Source organism: Cognatishimia sp. WU-CL00825, assembly GCF_040364665.1.
Taxonomy (GTDB): Bacteria; Pseudomonadota; Alphaproteobacteria; order Rhodobacterales; family Rhodobacteraceae; genus Cognatishimia.
This window is the reverse complement of sequence record NZ_BAABWX010000003.1, coordinates 1-15,504: the sequence shown is the minus strand read 5'-3', so window position 1 is coordinate 15,504 and position 15,504 is coordinate 1. Positions and strand designations below refer to the sequence as shown.

Here is a 15,504-nt window from a genome sequence, read left to right as displayed (position 1 = left end):
TCGGCCTTGTCTATGCCGCATGGGGCCTGATCGCAAGCCACAGCACCTGTTAGCGCGCCGAAAGTTGAACCACGCGCTTTTTGCGCCCTTTTGGCATGGCAAATTCCGCCTCTATAGGTGGGTTACGGCGGAATTCTGGCATGCGCCTAAGCTGTCGCATGGCGTCTTGGGCAAGCGCACCGTTGATCGCCCCCATGCCCCCAATGCCATAATAAGGAATGTCGCAATCCACCCGAATGCTTTCACCGCCATCGCCATGCACACACATTTTGCCCCTGCAACGTCCGTTTGGCGTGATGCAGCGTTCCAGCAATTCTACATGCGTTACTTTCATTTGGACCCCTCCAGATGTGCAAAGCTTAGCGTCGAAAGTCTTAACAGGAGGCAAAGGATCAAAATTTTTCCAAAATCTCCGCGACCGAATGTACTAACCCCTTGAACCCACCGCAAAGCTTGCCCAAATTAAACCGGAGGCCCAAACTGGGACGTGCCGCAAAGCGGGCGTTAGATTAAATTGGGCGCTTATAGAAGGAGAGAGACCATGGACTTCAACAAGTTCACGGAGCGGTCGCGCGGCTTTGTCCAGGCGGCTCAAACCATTGCAATACGGGAAAATCACCAGCGCGTGCTTCCCGAACATATTCTCAAAGCCCTGTTAGATGATGACCAAGGATTGGCGTCCAATCTGATCACCCGCGCCGGCGGTGCCCCGCAGCGTGTGTTGCAATCGGTCGAGGCAGCTTTGGGTAAAGTGGCCAAAGTCAGCGGCGACACCGGACAGGCCTATATGGATAATGTCTCGGTCAAAGTGTTAACCGAAGCCGAAAAAGTTGCGCAAAAAGCCGGCGACAGCTTTGTGCCGGTTGAACGCATTCTTATGGCCTTGGCCTTGGTCAAATCCAAAGCCCGCGAGGCGCTAGAGGCGGGCGCTGTTAACGCCCAGGCGCTGAACTCTGCGATCAACGATATCCGCAAGGGTCGCACCGCAGACACGGCCTCTGCCGAAGAAGGTTATGATGCGCTGAAAAAATACGCCCAAGACCTGACCGAACGGGCCCGCGAAGGCAAAATTGATCCGATCATTGGCCGCGACGACGAAATTCGCCGCGCCATGCAGGTTCTATCGCGTCGCACCAAAAACAACCCGGTGATGATCGGTGAACCCGGCGTTGGTAAAACCGCCATCGCCGAGGGCCTGGCTTTGCGCATCGTCAACGGCGATGTGCCCGAAAGCCTGCGCAATAAACAGCTGCTCTCACTGGATATGGGTGCGCTGATTGCTGGCGCAAAATACCGCGGTGAATTCGAAGAGCGCCTCAAGGCGGTTCTGACCGAAGTCACCGAGGCCGCCGGAGAAATCATTCTGTTTATCGACGAAATGCACACCTTGGTTGGCGCAGGCAAGGCCGATGGTGCCATGGATGCGGCCAATCTGATCAAACCCGCCCTTGCGCGCGGCGAATTGCACTGCGTCGGTGCAACAACATTGGATGAATACCGCAAACACGTTGAAAAAGACGCAGCTCTGGCGCGGCGTTTTCAACCGATCATGGTCGAAGAACCAACCGAAGTCGACACGGTGTCCATCCTGCGCGGCATCAAGGAAAAATACGAACTTCACCACGGTGTGCGCATATCTGACGCCGCACTTGTTGCGGCAGCTAACCTGTCTCACCGTTATATCACCGACCGCTTTTTGCCGGACAAAGCCATCGACCTGATGGACGAAGCCGCCAGCCGTTTGCGCATGGAGGTCGACTCTAAACCAGAGGAATTGGATGCTTTAGACCGTCAAATCCTGCAACTCCAGATCGAGGGCGAGGCCCTGCGTCTAGAGGATGATCAAGGCTCCAAAGATCGTCTTGAAAAGCTGGAAAAAGATCTTGCTGACCTGCAAGACCGCTCTGCTGAAATGACCGCTCAGTGGCAGGCGGGCCGTGACAAACTTGCCTCTGCGCGGGATCTCAAAGAACAGCTTGACCAAGCGCGTGCAGAACTGGATATCGCCAAACGCGATGGCAACCTCGCCAAAGCAGGCGAGCTGTCCTATGGGGTGATCCCCGGCCTTGAAAAGCAACTGACCGAGGCCGAGGCGCAGGACCACAACCTGACCGTCGACGAAGCGGTGCGCCCGGCGCAAATCGCCGCTGTGGTCGAACGTTGGACAGGTATCCCCACCTCAAAAATGCTCGAGGGCGAGCGTGAGAAACTCTTGCGCATGGAAGATGACCTGCACAAGCGTGTTATCGGTCAAAAACAGGCGGTCACAGCCGTTTCCAATGCCGTGCGCCGCGCGCGCGCTGGGCTGAACGACGAAAATCGCCCGCTGGGTTCTTTCCTTTTCCTTGGGCCAACCGGTGTCGGTAAAACCGAGCTGACCAAGGCAGTCGCCGATTTCCTGTTTGATGACGACAACGCCATGGTGCGCGTCGACATGTCTGAATTCATGGAAAAACACGCGGTCGCCCGTCTCATTGGTGCGCCTCCGGGCTATGTCGGCTATGACGAAGGCGGTGTGCTCACCGAAGCCGTGCGCCGCAGGCCGTATCAGGTTGTGCTGTTTGACGAGGTGGAAAAAGCCCACCCCGATGTCTTCAACGTGCTGCTGCAGGTGCTGGATGACGGCGTGCTGACAGACGGGCAGGGCCGCACGGTTGATTTCAAGCAAACGCTGATCATCCTGACCTCCAACTTGGGGTCGCAAGCGCTCAGCCAATTGCCCGAAGGGGCTGATGCCTCTGACGCACGGCGCGACGTGATGGATGCGGTGCGGGCGCATTTCCGGCCAGAATTCCTGAACCGTCTGGATGAAACCATCATCTTTGACCGTCTGGCCCGTGATGATATGGACGGCATTGTTGATATCCAGTTGGCGCGCCTGATCACACGCTTGGCGGCCCGTAAAATCGCGATCTCACTGGATGAGGCCGCCAAAACATGGTTGGCAGACGAAGGCTATGATCCAGTGTTTGGCGCGCGCCCCTTAAAGCGCGTGATCCAACGGGCCTTGCAGAACCCTCTGGCTGAAATGCTGCTGGGCGGCGAAGTTACGGATGGCGAAACCATTCCGATCACAGCCACCGAAGATGGCCTTAAAATCGGCGATCGCCTTGGCACGTCAAAGCGCCCCCGCCCTGACGACGCCGTGGTGCACTAAACCAATAGTAGGCCGGGCTTCAGCCCGGCCTTTTGCTATGCCTCAACGCTCCGCTGAGCGGGCGTGGCAATGCGGTCTTGCGGGAACCCGCAATTAATTTGCGCGATTGGCAATTTAGCCATCAAACACATCTTGGTAAGCTGCCCAAGCCACCAGTTTCAGGTGCAAGCAATGGGTTTGAGCAATTTGAAACACCACGCAAATTTCGCGTAGCCAAGCAGGTCGCTTGGCCGCCAGCTTTCCTCAAGAGGTTATGTTGAAAAACAAAAAAAGGTATGATCAACTGAATACACCCGGGGAAGGGGTATCAGCATTAATGCCAAATTCTGAAGAAGCGCTGAACTGCTATCTTGCGATTGCTCAGGCCATTGCTGGGCCAACAGACTACGAGCTCGTGCTGGAAAATTTTGCCAACAGGCTGCGCACGCTCATTTCGCATGATCACCTTGATATTGTGTTGTTACATCCGACCGGCACGCAAATCTGTTACGAAGCCCGGATGCACACTTCCTGGAGCCATTCGCGCAATGCTGCGCAGCCAACTGAAACCAGCCCCATCAGAGATGTGTTGCGCGGTGACACCCCGTTTTTGCTGACAGACGACGCATGGACCGATGCGCGCTTTCATTTTGACGGCGCAGATACGGCCCCAATTTTTGACGCTGATCTGCACAGCAGGATTGTAGTGCCATTGCGCGTGCAGGGTGACCTGATTGGGTCACTAGCGATTTCAAGCCACAAAAAGAGTTATTACAATCAGGAACTCGTCGTCTTGGCCCAGGGCGCGGCGGATCTGGTCTCTGCCTATTTGTTTGCTCTAGAGCGTGGCAAAGAGGCCAAAGATTCCGCTGTGGCTGAACTTGAAGCAACGGCAAGAGAACGCACGCTGCGCATCGGAGCGCTGCGTCTGACCGAAGGCATGGAGCGTGAACGGCAACGACTTGGGATGGATCTGCACGATCAAACCCTTGCAGATCTGGCCCGCATTCGCAGACGTCTGTCGCGCATCGAAGGTGGCTCTGCCATCGCCACAAAAGAACTGACCGCAATTCAGGACGAACTTGACCATTGTCTGGATGAGGTGCGCGGAATTGTCGAAGATATGAAACCGGGTGTTTTGCAACTCTTTGGCTTTGCAGAAGCGGTGGACGCCCATCTGCAACGCTGTTTGAAAAACATGCGTCGCCCGATAAAAATGCAGGTCAGCGACCAGACTGATGGCATGATGGATCAATTGCAGGACACGGTGCGCACCGCGATGTACCGCATTGTGCAAGAGGCCGTGAATAATGCGCTGAAACATGCGGAATGCACCAAGGTTGCAGTGACGATTGCAAGCCATGGAGACACGCTGACAGTTGTCGTTCACGATGATGGTACGGGCATTGAAGTCGCCGATCTTGTTTCCCTCAGCGGAATTGGAAATATCAAAACCCGCGCAGATCTGATTTCAGCTGATGTGCGGTTTGAAACGCCAGAGCCAGCCCTTGGAACGCGGGTGTCCATTTCGGTTTCAATGATCGAAAACAACCTCCAATCGGACCCTACCTAGATGGGTCAGTGGGATACATTATGCGTCTGTTAATAGCCGAAGACGACAAGCTGCATCGCGCCTTTCTTGAAAGCGTCGCGCGCAACACTTTGCCGGTTCTGCAAGATTTATCCATCACCGGTGACGGCGCAGACGCCATTACTGCTTTTGGGGCCGCAGACTTTGATGCGGTCATCTTGGACCTTCAGATGCCCAAAGTGACGGGCGTCGAAGTTGCGAAATATATTTGGGCGCGCAAACCGCGCACCAAGATCCTGTTTTGGTCAAATTACACCGAAGAGGCCTATATCCGCGGCATCACCAAAATTGTGCCCAGCGAAGCGGTCTATGGCTATATCCTGAAATCAGCCCCCGAAGAGCAATTGAAACTGGCGTTGCAAGGCGTGTTTGTCGCCGAACAATGCGTCATTGACCGCGAAGTCCGAGGCGTGCAGCAGCGTGCTGGCGACCGGCTGTCCGGCCTAAGCGAATTGGAATACGAGGCGTTGATCGATCTGTGTTTGGGTTTGACCGACAAAGCCATGGCCGCCCGGCGCGGTGTCTCCCTGCGGGGGGCTCAAAGCCGATTGCAACATCTCTATCAAAAGCTTGGGCTTGAAAAGGCAGATTTTCCAACCGGCGACTATGGACCCAGCTTCAATTCGCGCACTCGGGCAATATCCTTGGCGCTTTCTCAGGGCATCCTGAACGCTGATGCTCTGCGCCGCGAAGAAGAAAACCTGCAAGTCTGGCTTTCAAAGCTCAAAAAGTAGTTCATTTCCAGTGGCTTGCGGGAACACGCAATTTCCCTGTGTTTCCCCGCGCATTAGATGCGTGACCTGACGCATACCCAAACACCGCCTCCCCCTAGTCTCGTCTCAAGAGAAACAACCAGAACCCGCGCAGATGTTGGGCATGGAGAAAAGAGGAGGACATCGATGCCATTTGTGAACATCCGCATCGTTAAGCAAGTCATCGAGCAGGACCCCGAAGGTATCAAAGCGAAGATCACCAAAGACGTCACAACCTCGATCAGCGCTGCGGCGGGCATTCCAGAAGAAAATGTCTGGCTGGTGTTTGAAGAGGTCGATGAAACCGATTGGTTTTCAGGCGGTGCGCGCGTGAAAGAGTTGAGGGCTCAATCATGACAATCGAAATGCGTGATCCGGCGATGGCCGACATTCTGGATCCCAAAGCAAAACTCGAAACCGTTGCCAGCAATTTCCTGTTTCTAGAGGGGCCGATCTGGCACCCAACTGAAAGCCATCTGACCTTTTCAGATATTCCCGGCAACGAAATGTTTCGCTTGAACAAGGACGGTTCTGTGAGCTCGTTCCGCAAGCCAAGCAATATGGGCAATGGCAATACCTATGATGCCCAGGGGCGCATGCTGACCTGTCAACATGCCACCAGCAGCCTGACCCGCACCGAACAGGACGGCAGCATTGTCACCCTAGCCACACATTATAATGGCAAAGAGCTCAACAGCCCAAACGATGTGGTCGTGCGCAACGACGGCATGATCTATTTCACCGATCCCACTTATGGCCGGCTGGATTACTTCGGGCTGGAACGTGACTTGGAAATGGGCGCGCAGGGGGTGTATTGCGTGTCCCCTGATGGCAAACAGCTGACACAGCTTGCCGATGATTTCGCCCAACCCAACGGTCTCTGTTTCTCGCTGGATCATCAGACACTTTATGTGAACGACACAGAACACAAACACATTCGGAAATTTTCAATTGCCAAAGACGGCACGGTTTCTGGGGGGGATGTCTGGGTTGATGTCACCACAGGCGAAGGCGAGGGCCATCCTGACGGTATGAAGATCGACAGCTTGGGCAATGTCTATTGCACCGGGCCCGGCGGGGTTCATGTGATCACCCCACAGGGCAAAACACTGGGTGTGATCCGCATGAAAGAGTTTACCGCGAATTTTGCTTGGGGCGGCGATGATCTGAAAGATCTGTATTTCACCTCATCAACATCGCTCTATCGCATCAAAGTCAAAACGCCGGGTCTCCCGCTGTTTTGAACCATCAAGGCCAGAGAAGAGGAGTCTTTGGTCCAATAACTAAGTTAGTTTGACAACTAGGGAGGAAGACATGCAAATGAATAAGAAAACTATTGGGACTTTGGCAGCGCTATCCATGACCGTGGCGGTACCAACCTTTGCGATGGCGTCTGATGACGTTATCACAATTGGCGCGCTGTACCCAACGTCTGGGCCATGCCAGCTGATTGGGGAAAACGCGCTGCTGGGCACGCATATTCTCGTTGATGAAATCAATGCGGCGGGTGGCTTAAACGGCAAACAGGTTGAAGTTGTTCACCGTGATTCCAAGTGTGACCCCGCCGAAGCCACAGCGATGGCACGCGAGCTGGTGACGCGGGAAAATGCAGACTTCTTAGTGGGCGGTGTCAGCTCTTCTGTTGGTCAGGCGATTTCAGAAGTCGCGCGTCAGCAAGAAACCATCTATGTGGCGGCCATTCCAAAATCCACACAAATGACCTCTGCTGAAAACTTCCACAAATATGTTTTCCGCGCGGCAGCCAACACCAATACCGAGGGCAAGTCTGGCGCGGTGATAGCCGAACGCCTTGGCGCAGAGAAAATCTGTACAATCCTGATGGACTACTCTTATGGCCACAGCCTGAACGAAGCCTTCAGCGCGCATATAGCAAAGATCGCGCCGGATGCGGAGATTGTTGCGCAGGAATGGCCAAAGAACGGCACCACAGACTACACAGCCCATATTACCAACGTAATGGCTTCGGGCTGTGACACCGTCTTTTCTGGTGTTTGGGCTGGCCTGTTCCCAGCATTCGCTAAACAGGCGGCCCCGTTTGGTTTCTTCAATCAGGTGAACTACATCACCGCTGGCGAAGTTGGCTCTCCAGAGACGGCTGAGCAGATGGGGGAAGACATGCCAGAAGGTATCTGGGCAAACTCTTACGAGTTATTCTACTTTCCAGACACTCCGGCGCATAACGATTTTGTAAAAATCGTTCAGGACAAGGCGCAGGGCGACAACACGCCGTCATGGCCAGTTGTCGGATATGTGGCCGCACAATGGGTCACCTCTGCCATTGCCAAAGCCGGCAGCGCAGATACTGACGCTGTGATTGCCTCGCTTGAAGGCCTATCGATCGACACTCCGATTGGGGAACAATCCATGCGGGCGTCTGATCATCAGGCCAACCGCGGTCAGTTCTGGGGTCAGATGAAACAATCTGAAGATGCGTCCTATCCATATCGGATGATGAAACCTGTGGAATACATCCCAGCAGATGATTTGATGGACTAATCTACTTCTGCTTGGTCGGCCGAACATAACGTCACCTCCCATGGACGTTTCGGCCGACCCACTTTTCTTTGACTCGAACTCTTGGATCCTGACGAATGTTCAATAATCCGGTTCTCCTATTCATTCAGCTGTTGAATGGCCTTTCGCTCGGCATGTCGCTCTTTGTGATCGCCGCGGGTCTGACTCTGATCCTGGGTGTCTTAAGGGTACTCAACTTTGCCCACGGCGCATTCTATATGCTGGGCGGCTATGTGTGTTTTTCGCTGGTGAATGCCTTTTCCGGCATTCCCGGTGGCTTTTGGTTTGCGGCGATAGGTTCTGCCATCGCGCTTGCGGCCATGGCCTATGTGGTGGAACGCACAATGTTGCGCCACCTGTATGATCGCGATCACCTATACCAACTGCTCTTTACCTTTGCGCTTGTCATGATTGTCGGCGACCTTGTTCGCGTGACCTGGGGCACACAGGTTCTGTCGGTGTCTTTGCCAGCGGGCTTCAAAGGCGCTGTTAATCTGGGCATCGCATATTACCCGTCTTACCGTCTGTTTCTTTGTTTCGTAGGCGTGCTTGTTGCGATTGGCATGTGGTATTTTGTGAACCGAACCCGGTCTGGCCGCTTTGTGCGCGCCGCGCGTCAGGATCGCGAGATGCTGGAATCCCTGGGGATTAACGTGGGGCGCATCTATATGCTGGTCTTTATGGCAGGCTCTGCCCTGGCCGGCCTCGGCGGCGCCTTGGCCGCGCCTGCGGTGGCTTTGTCGCAAGGCATGGATGCCGAAATCATCGTGCAGTGTTTCATCATCGTCATCATTGGCGGCATGGGCAGTCTTGGTGGTGCCTTTCTTGGGGCCCTGATCCTCGGACTGCTGAACTCTTTTGGCGTGATGCTGGTTCCGAGTTTTGAAATCGTTTTGATCTATTTGATGATGATCTTGGTTCTGCTCATTCGCCCTTGGGGCCTGTTGGGCAAACCGGAGGCTGAATAACATGACTTTGACCAACAAACATAAACTTTTGATCGCTGGGGCGGTCGTATTGGCTCTGCTCTTGGTCCCAATGCTTGGCAGCCTCTATATGGTCTATCTCATTACAGAGATCCTGATCTTCGCGCTCTTTGCCCTCAGCTTTAATCTGCTGCTCGGATTCGGAGGTATGATCTCCTTTGGTCATGCAGCCTATTTCGCCATTGGCGCCTATGCCTGTGCAATCTTGCTGACCACGTTAAACTGGCCTTTGCTTGTCGCCTTCCCGATTGCCATAGCAATCAGCGGCGTTGTGGCCTTTGTGATTGGCTATTTCTGCACCCGTCTGACTGAAATCTATTTCGCCATGCTGACACTGGCCTTTGCACAGCTGGTCTGGGCCATCGCCTTCAAATGGGCCGCCGTGACCGGGGGAGACACGGGCTTCATCGGTGTGAACGTGCCAGATTTCCTAGACGAGCCCAAACGCTTCTTCTACTTCGCCCTCGCGGTTGTTGTCCTCAGCGCCTACCTTCTTTGGCGCATCGTCAACTCTGCCTATGGCTTCACCCTTGTCGCCACCCGCGAAAATCGCAATCGCGCGGAATTCATCGGCGTCAACGTGCGCCAAGTCCAACTCGTCGCCTTTGTTCTGTCGGGCACCTTCGCAGGTGTCGCCGGGGCCCTGTTCACCATGTTCAACCATGCGGTCTTTGTAGAAAGCGCCTGGTGGACGCAATCCGCCGAGGTCATGATCATGTCGATCCTTGGAGGGGTGGGCACCTTTATTGGCCCCGCCGTTGGCGCAGCTGTCTTGCTGCTGCTGGATCGCTTCATCACCGAATGGACCGTCTATTGGCCAACCGTTCTGGGCATCATCTTGTTGTGTATCCTGTTCTTCTTCCCGGAAGGCCTCACCGGGGTCCTCGGCAAACGTTCTGGCAAAAAGGATTAACCCGATGCTCAAGATCGAAAATCTCGGTATGAACTTCTCCGGCTTCCAGGCACTGAACGTCAGCGGTCTGGAGCTGCAAGAAGGCGAAAAACATGCGGTGCTTGGCCCCAATGGGGCTGGGAAAACCACATTTTTCAATTGCCTCACCGGACAGTTGAAACCCACAAGCGGCAAGGTCCACTACAAGGACGAGATGATCACCGGCTATTCCCCAAGTAAGATTGTAAAGCTTGGTATCGCGCGGTCCTTCCAGCGGATCAACATCTATCCAAAGCTGTCGGTGTTTGAAAACGTGCAAGTGGCCTTTATTGCAGACCGGGGCATGATGTTTCATCTCTTCCGACCCGGCGCAGAACTGTTTCGAGACGAGACCCATCGCATGTTGGAATTGGTCAATCTGACCGAAGAGGCTCAAACCACCGCCGGGCTGATGTCCTACGGCAAGCAAAAGCAGCTCGAGTTGGCGATTGCCTTGTCGTCAGAGCCTGATCTTTTGCTTCTGGATGAGCCAACAGCTGGCATGTCGCCACAAGAAACCATCGATTCAATTGGACTGATCGGCGACATCGCCGCCAAGCGCAAGCTTACGTTGTTGTTCACAGAGCACGATATGGCGGTGGTCTTTGCCATTGCTGACCGAATGTCGGTGCTGCACCACGGCGAGTTGATCGCAACAGGCAGCCCAGAAGACGTGCGCAACGACGCCGAAGTGCGGCGCATCTATCTTGGGGAGCACGCTGATGACGCTGCTTGAAGTTAACGGAATCCACACCGCCTATGGGATCTCCGAAGTTTTGTTTGGCATCGACATCAAAGTCGAAGACGGTGAATGCATCGGGCTTTTGGGCCGCAACGGCGTTGGCAAAAGCACAACGATGCGGTCGATCAATGGTCTGACGCCGCCGCGCAAGGGTAATATCAAATGGCGTGGTCAGGATATCGTCGGCAAAGCGACCTACGATATAGCGCGCCTTGGCATTGGCTTTGTGCCCGAAGATCGCCGGGTGTTCCCTGAACTCACCGTTTGGGAAAATCTCGACATTGCCCGCCGGTCCCGTGGCAAGGACAATGAATGGGATGAAGAGCAGGTCTATGCGCTGTTTCCCGAATTAAAAACATTTGGCGAACGCAAAGGCGGCTATTTGTCAGGCGGCCAGCAGCAAATGCTGACGATCGCGCGCTCTTTAATGGGCAATCCTGACATCCTCTTGCTGGACGAACCCTCCGAAGGGCTTGCGCCTCTGGTGGTGGACAAGTTGCAAGAGCAGATTGCCGAACTGAAATCGCGGGGCTTGTCGTTGATCTTGGCCGAGCAAAACCTGAACTTTGTGCTCGATCTCAGTGATCGCGTCTACATCCTTGAAAAAGGCGAGGTCAAATACGAGGGCACGCCGGATGAGGTGCGCGCAAATCCTGATCTCGTCAAACGCTACCTGACAGTTTAACCAAGGAGTATCCCATGGCACATGTCATGCCTGACCTCTTCAAAATAGATGTGAAAGGTCACACCGTTACCCATGCGCGCACCGAAATGGTGGCACGCGGCAAGGTGATCACCACTGATGAACCCCCGGAACGGGGGGGCACCGATTTGTTTGCCACTCCGCTTGAGACCATGTTGTCGTCGTTTTTGGGCTGCACAAATGTCATCGCCAATTATGTTGCGGGTCTATTGAAAATGAAAATTCGCAATATGGATTTTGACGTCAGTGGTCATTTCGATACGCGCGGCGTTTTTGGCAAGGCTGAAATCGGCACACCTTTTCCGGTGATCGAATTGACGGTGCGATTGGACACCGATGCCAGTGACGCGAAAATCGCTGAACTGGCACGTATCACCGGTGAAAAATGTCCGGTGTCTGTATTACTGCGACGTGCGGGCTGCGAGATTCAAGAGAGCTGGGTACGGCACGTGTAGCGCCAAACAGACAGCATTGCGAAACCAGAAATTGGCCGGGGATGATCCTCGGCCCTTTTGCATTTTTGAACTGTGCTGGTCTTCAGTGCGAATCGTACAATTCAGCCCTTCAAACGTACAAATTGTACAAATAACCAAACCTGAAGCCTGCGCCCGTTGCGGCGTGCAAAATCCGCTCTTGACCAATTTCTGATCAGAGGCTGGTCAGGCGCTGTCAGCTTTGTGACTTGCAGGTTCGCCGCGAAAAACTCAGGGTATCTGTAAGCAAAAACGGATGGGAATTATGCAAGACACTATGGAAATGACCGTCGATATTCTGCAGATCCTCGCTTTGATCTTTGTGTTCATGGTTGGGGTGATGGTTCTTGTGGCCATGGTGCTTTTTGTGATTGATCGCAGCCAAACTGGCGACGCGGTGCGCCGCAACTATCCGGTGATCGGGCGGTTTCGTCATCTGTTTACCGAACTGGGCGAATTCTTTCGCCAGTACTTCTTTGCGATGGACCGCGAGGAACTCCCGTTCAATCGCGCACAGCGCGACTGGGTCAAACGGGCGTCCCAAGATAAGAGCAATACGCTTTCATTTGGCTCGACGCGCAATCTGACTGTGGTGGGCACACCCATCTTTGTAAACGCAGCCTATCCACCGCTGGACAATCAGTTTGCGGCCAGCACGGCTTTGGTCATAGGGGCAGGGGCCAAAACGCCTTTTGCCGCGCCCTCTTTCTTTAATATCTCTGGTATGAGTTTCGGCGCGCTTTCAAAACCCGCTGTGCAAGCGCTTTCTAAAGGGGCAGCAAAATCAGGGGTTTGGATGAATACAGGCGAAGGTGGCCTGTCGCCCTATCACCTTGAAGGCGGTTGTGACATCGTTTTTCAGATTGGGACTGCAAAATATGGTGTGCGCGATGCTGAGGGCAATTTGTCGGACGAAAAACTGCGCGAGGTCGCCGCGCATGCGCAAGTGCGCATGTTTGAACTCAAGCTTTCTCAGGGGGCCAAACCGGGCAAGGGCGGCATTCTGCCGGGTGGCAAGGTCACCAAGGAAATCGCGGCCATCCGTGGTATTCCAGAGGGCAAAAGCTCTATCTCTCCAAACCGGCATCCCGAGATCAGCAATGATGACGAGTTGCTGGATATGATTGCCCGTATTCGCGAGGTGACGGGCAAACCCGTGGGCATAAAGCTGGTGGTTGGATCTCCTGACAGTGTGCAGGCGTTGTTTGAAACCATCGCCAAACGCGGTGCGGCTTCGGCTCCGGATTTTATCACGATCGATGGCGGCGAAGGCGGCACAGGTGCTGCGCCCATGCCTCTGATGGATCTGGTGGGCATGTCGATCCGCGAGGCTCTGCCCCGGGTTGTGGATCTGCGCAAGAAATACGGGTTTGATTCGCGCATCCGCATCATCGCCAGCGGCAAATTGATCAATCCCGGAGATGTTGCATGGGCCTTAGCCGCCGGTGCCGACTTCATAACCTCCGCCCGAGGCTTCATGTTTTCACTTGGTTGCATCCAGGCGCTTAAGTGTAGCAAAAACACGTGTCCCACAGGTATTACCACCCATGACCCTCGGTTCCATAAGGGATTGGTACCAAAGGTAAAATTTGAACGCGTTGCGGCCTATGCTAAGGGCGTGGTCAAAGAAGTAGAGATTATTGCGCATTCCGTGGGCGTATCAGAACCCCGACAACTACGCCGCAATCATGTGCGTTTGGTCCAAGACACTGGACGTTCGGAACGCATGAGTCAGCTTTATCCTGAACCCTAGTTCATGGTCCTTTACGCGACAGAGTTTGCCCGTCGGACCGCAGGCAAGATCCACAAATGTTACAACTCACCCACCGCATCGTTATTCAACGTGGTTTGGAATGTTATCGCGCCTAGACTACATCACTCTTAACCACAAAGGAGTGAATGATGGCCAAGCGCTGGACAAATGATCTGACCCATAGCGACGTAACACCCTATGCCGATTTTCTGAATCGTCGTCAGATAATGGCCGGCATGGCCGGTCTCGGCCTGGCGACACTGGCAGGCACCCAAGCCAAGGCTGCCACATTGAAGCCTAACAGCTACGAAGACATAACCGAGTACAATAACTTTTATGAATTCGGCACTGGCAAAAGCGACCCGGCCAAACACGCACATCGCCTTACAACTGCTGGCTGGTCAGTAGAGATCGAAGGCCTGGTAGATCGTCCTGGCAGTTACGGCTTTGATGACATCATGCAGCAAATGACCATCGAGGAGCGGATTTATCGCTTCCGCTGTGTCGAGGCCTGGTCGATGGTTGTGCCTTGGAACGGGTTTGAGTTGAAAGACCTGTTGGATATGGCTGGCGTTCAAAGCACGGCAAAATATGTGGCCTTTGAAACCCTCTATCGACCCGAAGAAATGATTGGCCAGAAATATGGCGTGCTCGAATGGCCCTATGTCGAGGGATTGCGACTGGACGAGGCACAGCATCCTCTGACGCTGATGGCAACGGGCATCTATGGCAAAGATATTCCCAACCAAAACGGTGCCCCTCTGCGACTGGTGGTGCCGTGGAAGTATGGGTTTAAGTCGATCAAATCGATCGTGAAAATCACACTGACCGATAAAGAGCCGCCAACAAGCTGGAACAAATCCAACCGCCGAGAGTATGGCTTTTATAGTAACGTGAACCCAAAGGTGGATCATCCACGATGGTCACAGGCCACTGAACGCCCAATAGGCGGGGGATTGTTCGCAAAACGTAAAGAGACATTGATGTTCAATGGCTACGAAGCAGAGGTCGCAAGCCTCTACGAAGGCATGGACCTGAAACGGAACTTTTGATCATGATTGATTGGATCAACAAAACCCTGCGCAAGCTGCCCAGCTGGCCGTTGTATGTGCTTGCCACACTCTATCCTGCATGGATGTTTTGGCTGGCCCTGAACGGTGGGCTGGGGATTGATCCGGTCAAGGGATTAGAGCATGCGCTAGGAGAGAAAGCGTTGCAGCTTTTGATCCTCGGCCTCGCGATCACACCTATGCGCAAACATCTTGGGGTGAACCTGATCAAGTTTCGCCGCGCGATTGGGGTGATTGCCTTCTCTTATGTCTTTGCGCATCTCTTGGTGTGGTTGGTTCTGGATGTTCAGTTGATTGGGCAGATTTGGGCGGACATTGTGAAGCGCCCCTATGTGACGGTTGGTATGGCCGCTTTTGTCTTGATGGTGCCGCTTGCCATAACCAGCAACAATTTATCAGCACGGCGGCTCGGTCCTAAATGGCGTAAGCTTCACAAGCTGACTTATGCAGTCTGTCTGTTAGGGGGGCTGCATTTTGTAATGTTGGTCAAAGGCTTTCAGCTTGAACCGCTACTGTATCTGGCGTCCGTGGTTTTGCTTTTGGGCCTGCGCATCAAGCGTCCAAAGCCGGTGCCTGCGCGTCGCAGTGCGTGATTTTTGATTTTCCCAGCAGCGCCGGCTCTCGTTGAGTCGGCGTTTTGCGTTTTAGACTGCCGTTTTGATTCTTCATGACCAGCCTGCCTGAAGCAGCACAAAGCATGATTTAGTGGATTCGGGGACGCTGATCACAGGATATAGAGTTTGCGATGATGCAAGTGCAGCATGATCGGGCGCCGCGAATACGAAAAATGCAGGATGCACCAAGCCGATTGCGCTCCAGTACGCGGTGATGA

General features: G+C 54.1%; 15 protein-coding genes. 14 read left to right on the top strand and 1 reads right to left on the bottom strand.

The window, feature by feature from the left end; all coding sequences use genetic code 11:
- Positions 1-49 precede the first annotated feature (49 nt).
- Positions 50-334, bottom strand: a complete 285-nt coding sequence (locus ABXG94_RS12250; protein WP_353534563.1) for a hypothetical protein — start codon at positions 332-334, stop codon at positions 50-52.
- Between the two features lie 207 nt (positions 335-541).
- Between ABXG94_RS12250 and clpB the strand changes: the two genes are divergently transcribed.
- The 14 genes from clpB (at position 542) to msrQ (ending at position 15,265) form a co-directional block, all read left to right on the top strand.
- Positions 542-3,157, top strand: coding sequence for an ATP-dependent chaperone ClpB (gene clpB, locus ABXG94_RS12245; protein WP_353534562.1), 2,616 nt, complete (start codon positions 542-544; stop codon positions 3,155-3,157).
- Between the two features lie 316 nt (positions 3,158-3,473).
- On the top strand, positions 3,474-4,709 hold the full coding sequence (locus ABXG94_RS12240) for a GAF domain-containing sensor histidine kinase (protein WP_353534561.1): 1,236 nt from the start codon (positions 3,474-3,476) through the stop codon (positions 4,707-4,709).
- Between the two features lie 20 nt (positions 4,710-4,729).
- A complete protein-coding gene (locus ABXG94_RS12235) occupies positions 4,730-5,461 on the top strand; it encodes a response regulator transcription factor (RefSeq protein ID WP_353534560.1) in 732 nt (243 codons plus the stop codon).
- 165 nt (positions 5,462-5,626) lie between these two features.
- Positions 5,627-5,836: a tautomerase family protein gene (locus ABXG94_RS12230; protein ID WP_353534558.1), complete on the top strand. Its 210-nt coding sequence runs from the start codon at positions 5,627-5,629 to the stop codon at positions 5,834-5,836.
- Positions 5,833-6,723 (top strand): SMP-30/gluconolactonase/LRE family protein, encoded by an 891-nt coding sequence (locus ABXG94_RS12225; protein WP_353534557.1) that lies wholly within the window; start codon positions 5,833-5,835, stop codon positions 6,721-6,723. Before ABXG94_RS12230 ends, ABXG94_RS12225 begins: the two co-directional genes overlap by 4 nt.
- A 76-nt stretch (positions 6,724-6,799) precedes the next feature.
- Positions 6,800-7,996: an ABC transporter substrate-binding protein gene (locus ABXG94_RS12220; protein WP_353534555.1), complete on the top strand. Its 1,197-nt coding sequence runs from the start codon at positions 6,800-6,802 to the stop codon at positions 7,994-7,996.
- A 95-nt stretch (positions 7,997-8,091) separates the two neighbouring features.
- Positions 8,092-8,982, top strand: a complete 891-nt coding sequence (locus tag ABXG94_RS12215) for a branched-chain amino acid ABC transporter permease (RefSeq protein WP_353534553.1) — start codon at positions 8,092-8,094, stop codon at positions 8,980-8,982.
- A gap of 1 nt (position 8,983) precedes the next feature.
- Positions 8,984-9,913 (top strand): branched-chain amino acid ABC transporter permease, encoded by a 930-nt coding sequence (locus tag ABXG94_RS12210; protein WP_353534551.1) that lies wholly within the window; start codon positions 8,984-8,986, stop codon positions 9,911-9,913.
- Positions 9,914-9,917: 4 nt separating this feature from the next.
- A complete protein-coding gene (locus ABXG94_RS12205) occupies positions 9,918-10,667 on the top strand; it encodes an ABC transporter ATP-binding protein (RefSeq protein ID WP_353534549.1) in 750 nt (249 codons plus the stop codon).
- Positions 10,654-11,358 (top strand): ABC transporter ATP-binding protein, encoded by a 705-nt coding sequence (locus tag ABXG94_RS12200; protein WP_353534547.1) that lies wholly within the window; start codon positions 10,654-10,656, stop codon positions 11,356-11,358. Before ABXG94_RS12205 ends, ABXG94_RS12200 begins: the two co-directional genes overlap by 14 nt.
- A gap of 14 nt (positions 11,359-11,372) precedes the next feature.
- Entirely contained in the window at positions 11,373-11,831 is a 459-nt protein-coding gene (locus tag ABXG94_RS12195; RefSeq protein ID WP_353534545.1) for an OsmC family protein, read from the top strand.
- Positions 11,832-12,126: 295 nt separating this feature from the next.
- Positions 12,127-13,602, top strand: a complete 1,476-nt coding sequence (locus ABXG94_RS12190; RefSeq protein ID WP_502901705.1) for an FMN-binding glutamate synthase family protein — start codon at positions 12,127-12,129, stop codon at positions 13,600-13,602.
- A 149-nt stretch (positions 13,603-13,751) separates the two neighbouring features.
- On the top strand, positions 13,752-14,654 hold the full coding sequence (gene msrP / locus ABXG94_RS12185; protein WP_353534542.1) for a protein-methionine-sulfoxide reductase catalytic subunit MsrP: 903 nt from the start codon (positions 13,752-13,754) through the stop codon (positions 14,652-14,654).
- 2 nt (positions 14,655-14,656) lie between these two features.
- On the top strand, positions 14,657-15,265 hold the full coding sequence (gene msrQ, locus ABXG94_RS12180; RefSeq protein ID WP_353534541.1) for a protein-methionine-sulfoxide reductase heme-binding subunit MsrQ: 609 nt from the start codon (positions 14,657-14,659) through the stop codon (positions 15,263-15,265).
- Positions 15,266-15,504 lie beyond the last annotated feature (239 nt).